General features: G+C 62.7%; 6 protein-coding genes. 5 read left to right on the top strand and 1 reads right to left on the bottom strand.

All coding sequences use genetic code 11. The features are described 5' to 3' along the window. The 5 genes from EN906_RS22750 to EN906_RS22730 form a co-directional block, all read left to right on the top strand. The coding region (locus tag EN906_RS22750) for an RNA polymerase sigma factor (protein WP_164777292.1) at positions 1-366 on the top strand (366 nt) is incomplete at its 5' end. Further along, positions 363-1,154, top strand: a complete 792-nt coding sequence (locus EN906_RS22745) for an anti-sigma factor (protein WP_127271681.1) — start codon at positions 363-365, stop codon at positions 1,152-1,154. The genes EN906_RS22750 and EN906_RS22745, both read left to right, overlap by 4 nt. A 311-nt stretch (positions 1,155-1,465) precedes the next feature. Then, positions 1,466-2,569 carry a peptidase C39 family protein gene (locus EN906_RS22740; RefSeq protein ID WP_127271679.1) on the top strand — a complete coding sequence of 368 codons (1,104 nt, stop codon included), beginning with the start codon at positions 1,466-1,468 and terminating at the stop codon, positions 2,567-2,569. Beyond that, positions 2,569-4,032: a RimK family protein gene (locus tag EN906_RS22735; protein WP_127268534.1), complete on the top strand. Its 1,464-nt coding sequence runs from the start codon at positions 2,569-2,571 to the stop codon at positions 4,030-4,032. Before EN906_RS22740 ends, EN906_RS22735 begins: the two co-directional genes overlap by 1 nt. 30 nt (positions 4,033-4,062) lie before the next feature. Next, positions 4,063-4,323, top strand: coding sequence for a DUF3303 family protein (locus tag EN906_RS22730; protein ID WP_236383112.1), 261 nt, complete (start codon positions 4,063-4,065; stop codon positions 4,321-4,323). 18 nt (positions 4,324-4,341) lie between these two features. Here EN906_RS22730 and EN906_RS22725 read toward each other — a convergent pair. Continuing rightward, positions 4,342-4,951 (bottom strand): LysR substrate-binding domain-containing protein (locus EN906_RS22725; protein ID WP_127375388.1); only part of this gene is annotated, 610 nt, incomplete at its 5' end.

The following is a 4,951-nucleotide window of genomic DNA, read 5'->3' as shown; positions in this document are numbered from 1 at the left end:
AGCCCCCGGAGGTGGCTGTTTACGATCATGCATCATTTGTTCATCGACCAGATGCGCAAGGTGAACCGCCGCGGCGAGGCGGCGATGCTGCCGCTGGAGGCGGGCGAGGCCGTTGCCCAGCCGGCCGAGCAGGTGGAGAGCATTGCCTCGCGCGAGATCGTCGACGCATTGCAGGCGATCAGCCCCGACCGTCGCGCAGCCCTTGTCATGGTTGCCATCGAAGGTTTTTCCTATGCCGAAGCCGCCAACATTCTGGGCGTGCCTGCGGGCACGCTGATGTCGCGCATTGCGCGCGGGCGTGAGGAATTGCGCGGGTTGCTGGACGACACGGCGCGCCGCCGCGCGATAAGGATCGTCGAGAAATGATCCGCCGCGACTTTTCCGAACGTGACATCCATATGGCGCTCGATGGCGAGCTGCCCGGCGATGAGCGCGCGGCCTACGATGCCTGGCTCGACGCCAATCCCGAGATGAAGGCCAGGAGCGCCCGTTTCACCGCCGACCGGGCGGCGCTGCGTGCCGCCTTCGCCGACGTGCTGGACGAAGCCGTGCCTGGGCACTTGCGCAAGGTCGTGCTTGGCGAGGTGCCGGTCAAGGCAGCTGTGTCACGCTCACGCTGGTGGCTTGCCGCTGCTGCCGCCGTGCTTCTGGCCGTAGGCGGACTTGGTGGCTATTTTGCCGGCATCGATGGCATCGGCCAGGAGGACCCGGCCGAAGATCGGCTGGCCGAGCAGGCAATCGCGGCTCATGTCATCTATGCCGCCGAAAAGCGGCATGCCGTCGAGGTGCCGGCCAGCGACAAGGACCATCTGCAGACATGGCTGTCCAACCGGATAGGGCTGAATCTGGTGGCGCCGGACCTGACCGCCGACGGATTCCAGCTGGTCGGCGGCCGGCTGTTGCCGGCAGGCGAGAGCAAGGCCGCCATGCTGCTTTACGAGGACGGCAATGGGCAGCGTATATCGCTGTTTGTCACCACGGAATCGACGGAGAATGCCAAGGGCACCTACGCCGCCGCGCAAGATGGACCCGAGGCCGTCTACTGGCTGGACAAGGGCTATGGCTGCGCCGTGGTCGGCTCCTTGCCGCGCGAGCGGCTGGCCGAGGTTGCCAGGAGCGCCTACACGCAACTTGTGAACGGGCTGGCAAGCTGAACGGCATTGCTTTTGCCGGTGCCGTCGATCCGCGAATGCCGATCCGGCCGAAGGGCCCTTTCACACCCGTCGAGTCGGCGTCGGATTTGTCACAATTCGGCCCTAATCGAGGTGCGATAGCGCTTGATGAATGCCGTCGCATCGCCCCGAAAATCGGAAGCGGTTTTTGGAAACACGAGGCGAAGATTCAAGGTGGTGGAGCGGACTTTGTGCGCCCAGGTGGACGCCGGTTTTCCCAACGCCCTGGTCGGCGTCAAGGACGTGTTCGAGTAGGGCCATTTCCACCACCAATCGAGGTTTTCTGAAGCCGCATGCCTGCCGAGATCCGCACGGCCCGCGCGTCTGACGTCGATGATCTCGCCGCCATTGAGAAAGCTGTTTTCTCAAGCGACCGTATTTCCCGCCGCTCCTTTCGCCTGTTCATCGAGCGTGAAACCGCCGAGACGCTGGTCGCTGAAGTCGATGGCCGCCTGGCCGGCTACGCGATCGTGCTGTTTCGCAAGGGCAGCGGCGTGGCGCGCCTCTACTCGATTGCGACCAGTCCGTTTTTCGGCGGGCTGGGTGTCGGCCGCATGCTGCTCGGATCCGCCGAAGATGCCGCCTTCGAGCACGACCGCATGATGCTGCGTCTCGAAGTTCGCGAGGACAACAGCCGCGCGATCCGTATCTACGAACAGGCCGGGTATCGCAAGATCGGCCGCGAGCCCGGCTACTATGAGGATGGCGAAACGGCACTTCGCTACGAAAAGACCTTGCGTGGCGACATTCCGATCGCCACCAAGGTGCCGTTCTACCCGCAGACCTGCGAATTCACCTGCGGCCCGTGCTGCCTGATGATGGCGATGGCCAATTTCGATCGCGGCTTCGTGCCGGATCCGGTCATGGAAATCCGCCTGTGGCGTGAAGCGACGACCGTCTTCATGATGTCGGGTCCCGGTGGTTGCGAGCCATTCGGCCTCGCTGTCTCGGGCTACGAAAGCGGGCTCGCGGTGGAGATCTACGTTTCCTTCTATGGCGCGTTGTTCCTGCAATCGGTACGCAGTGAGGACAAGCGCAGAGTGATGGAACTGGCCCAGGTCGACTTTCGCCGACGCGCGGAACTTTACGGCATCCCGGTGAATTACCGTGCATTCACAATCGACGATATCCGCGCTGCGATCGCTGAGGGAAAGCTGGTGCTGGTGCTGATCAGCGGCTTCCTGATGTTTGGCAAGAAGGTGCCGCACTGGGTGCTGGCGATCGGCGATGACGGCGACCATATCCTGATCCACGACCCTTGGGTCGAAGACGAAAGGCAGGAGACCATCCTTGATGCAGCCAACATTCCCGTGCCTTACGGCATCTTCATGAACATGGCGCAGTTCGGTCGCGATGGATTGCGTGCCGCCATCACTCTGGGAAAGCGTGACAGATAATGACCTGGGTCATCCTTACCGGCAGGCAGAGCGATCTCGACCAGGTGGCGACACCGCACAAGATCATCACCAATCGCGACTATCTCGCGCACCCGTCACTGTTTCGCGGCCAGTGGCCGAAGGTCATCAACCTGTCGAACAATTACGGCTACCAGAGCCGCGGCTACTATGCGTCGCTGCTGGCAAGCTCGCGCGGCCACAAGGTGATCCCGACGGTCGAAACGATGATCGACCTGTCGGAGCGCAAGCTCTATGAACACGCGCTGCCGGAACTGGAGCTGGCGCTCAACAAATGCCGCAAGGATCTCGCCGGCGTTTTTCCGCAAAAGGTCTGCATCTTCTTCGGCATCGGCCCGTCGAAAATCTGGGACCGCTTCGCCAAACTTCTGTTCGACTGGTTCCGCGCGCCGGCGCTCGAAGTCCACATCAAGGACAGCGCCGAATGGGCCTCGATCCGCAAGATCGGTTTCCATCCGCTGGCGCGGATGACCGAGGATGAGGAAAAAAGCTTCATCCAGTGCCTGGAGACCTACACCAACCGCGAATGGCGCGACACCAAGGGCCGCACGCCGGCGCGCTACACCTTCGCCACGCTGGTCGACCCGCATGAGGAATTGCCGCCATCGGAGATATCGTCGCTGCGCTATTGGGCCAAGATCGCCGAGAAGATGGGTGTCGAAATCGAGCCGATCACCAAGCGGGACCTCGCCAAGCTCGCCAATTACGACGCGCTGTTCATTCGCGAGACCACCTCGATCTCCAACCACACCTATCGTTTCGCCCGCCGCGCCCAGCAGGAAGGCATGCCGGTTATCGACGATCCACTGTCGATGATCCGCTGCACCAACAAGGTCTATCTCAACGAGCTGATGGCCTACAACAAGGTGCCGGTGCCGCCGACGGTGATGATCGCCGGCACCTCGGATCTCGAACTGGCAGCGCAGACGCTGGGCTTTCCGCTGGTGCTGAAAATCCCGGATTCGTCGTTCTCGCGCGGCGTCAAGAAATGCGCCAATTTCGAGGAACTGAAGACGCTTGCTACCGAATGGCTGGAGGATTCCGACCTTCTGATCGCGCAAAAATTCATTCCGACCGAGTATGACTGGCGCGTTGGTGTGCTCGGCGGCCAGCCGCTGTTTGCCGTGCATTATCTGATGGCCAAGAAGCACTGGCAGATCGTCAACCACAAGGCCAACGGCAAGCCCGACCAGGGCGGCATCAAGACCTTCACGCTGAAGGAGACGCCGGCGCATGTCGTCGAGACGGCTGTAAAGGCGGCGCGCTGCATCGGCGACGGGCTCTACGGCGTCGACCTCAAGGAGACCAAGGACGGCGTCTTCGTCATCGAGGTCAACGACAATCCCAACCTCGACCATGGCTGGGAGGATTCCGGCGAGAAGGACGAGGTCTGGGTGCGGCTGACGCAGTGGTTCCTGGAGCGGCTGGACCGGCCGGGGCGGTAATTTGATCGGGGGTAGAACATGCAGTTTATCGTGATCGAGGATTTCACCGGCTGCGATCGCAAGGAGATCTATCGCCGCTTTCGCGACCGCGGCCGCCTGAAACCGGACGAGCTTCTCGTGCACCACAGCTGGATCGCGGCGGACATGAGCCGCTGCTTCCTGCTGGTGGAGACCGATGACGTCACGCTGCTGCAGCGTTGGGTCATCGAATGGGCGGATCTGGTGGAGTTCGAGATCATCCCTGTGGCGACAAACAAGGACATGGCTGAGGCCTTGAGCGGGCACCTCTGATCATCGCCGCACGCTACGTCAACGCAGTGCCGGCGAGTCCACTGCGCGTCGGCATTCGTCGATCAGCCACTGGCGAAACGCCGCCACGACGTCGCGCCTGGCGCTGCGCTCGGGGATCGTCAGGCAATAGGGCTGGCGCAGCTCCAGTGCCTGGGCGAGGGGCCTGACAAGCCGGCCGTCTTCCAGCGCCTCGGCACAGTAGATTCCTTGCGCCAGCGCCACGCCCAATCCCGAAATCGCAAGGTCGAGCGCTGCACGCGATGAGTTGGCCGAGAGGCCGCGCTGCGCTGCCCGGCCGGGCTCGATGCCGGCCGCCTCGAACCAGTTGTGCCAGGACGGAAAGGACGCACCAGTCGGTCCCCAGCCCGTGTGGATAAGCGGCAGACTGGCCAGGCCTTCGGGTTTGATCGTGTCCGCCAGCCCGGGCGCACACACGGGATAGACTGCGTCCTGGACGATGTCCTCGGTCGGGTGCTCGCGATAATGCGGCCCATAGGAGAGCCTGATGTCGATCAGTTCACGGTCGAACGGCACCGGGTCGTCGTCGCCTCTGAGCGATATGTCGACGGCGCCATGGCTTGAGGCAAAACCAGCGAGACGCTGCGAAAGCCAACCCATGGCCATGGAT

This window comes from Mesorhizobium sp. M7A.F.Ca.CA.004.06.1.1 (assembly GCF_003999135.1).
Taxonomy (GTDB): Bacteria; Pseudomonadota; Alphaproteobacteria; order Rhizobiales; family Rhizobiaceae; genus Mesorhizobium.
The sequence above is the reverse complement of the archived record's forward strand: the minus strand, read 5'-3'. Positions and strand labels throughout refer to the sequence as shown.

What these genes read in the sequence shown, in the direction of transcription:
- EN906_RS22735 (WP_127268534.1), top strand. Translation starts at nt 2,569, where the DNA reads ATGACCTGGGTCATCCTTACCGGCAGGCAGAGCGATCTCGACCAGGTG.
- EN906_RS22745 (WP_127271681.1), top strand. Translation starts at nt 363, where the DNA reads ATGATCCGCCGCGACTTTTCCGAACGTGACATCCATATGGCGCTCGAT.
- EN906_RS22740 (WP_127271679.1), top strand. Translation starts at nt 1,466, where the DNA reads ATGCCTGCCGAGATCCGCACGGCCCGCGCGTCTGACGTCGATGATCTC.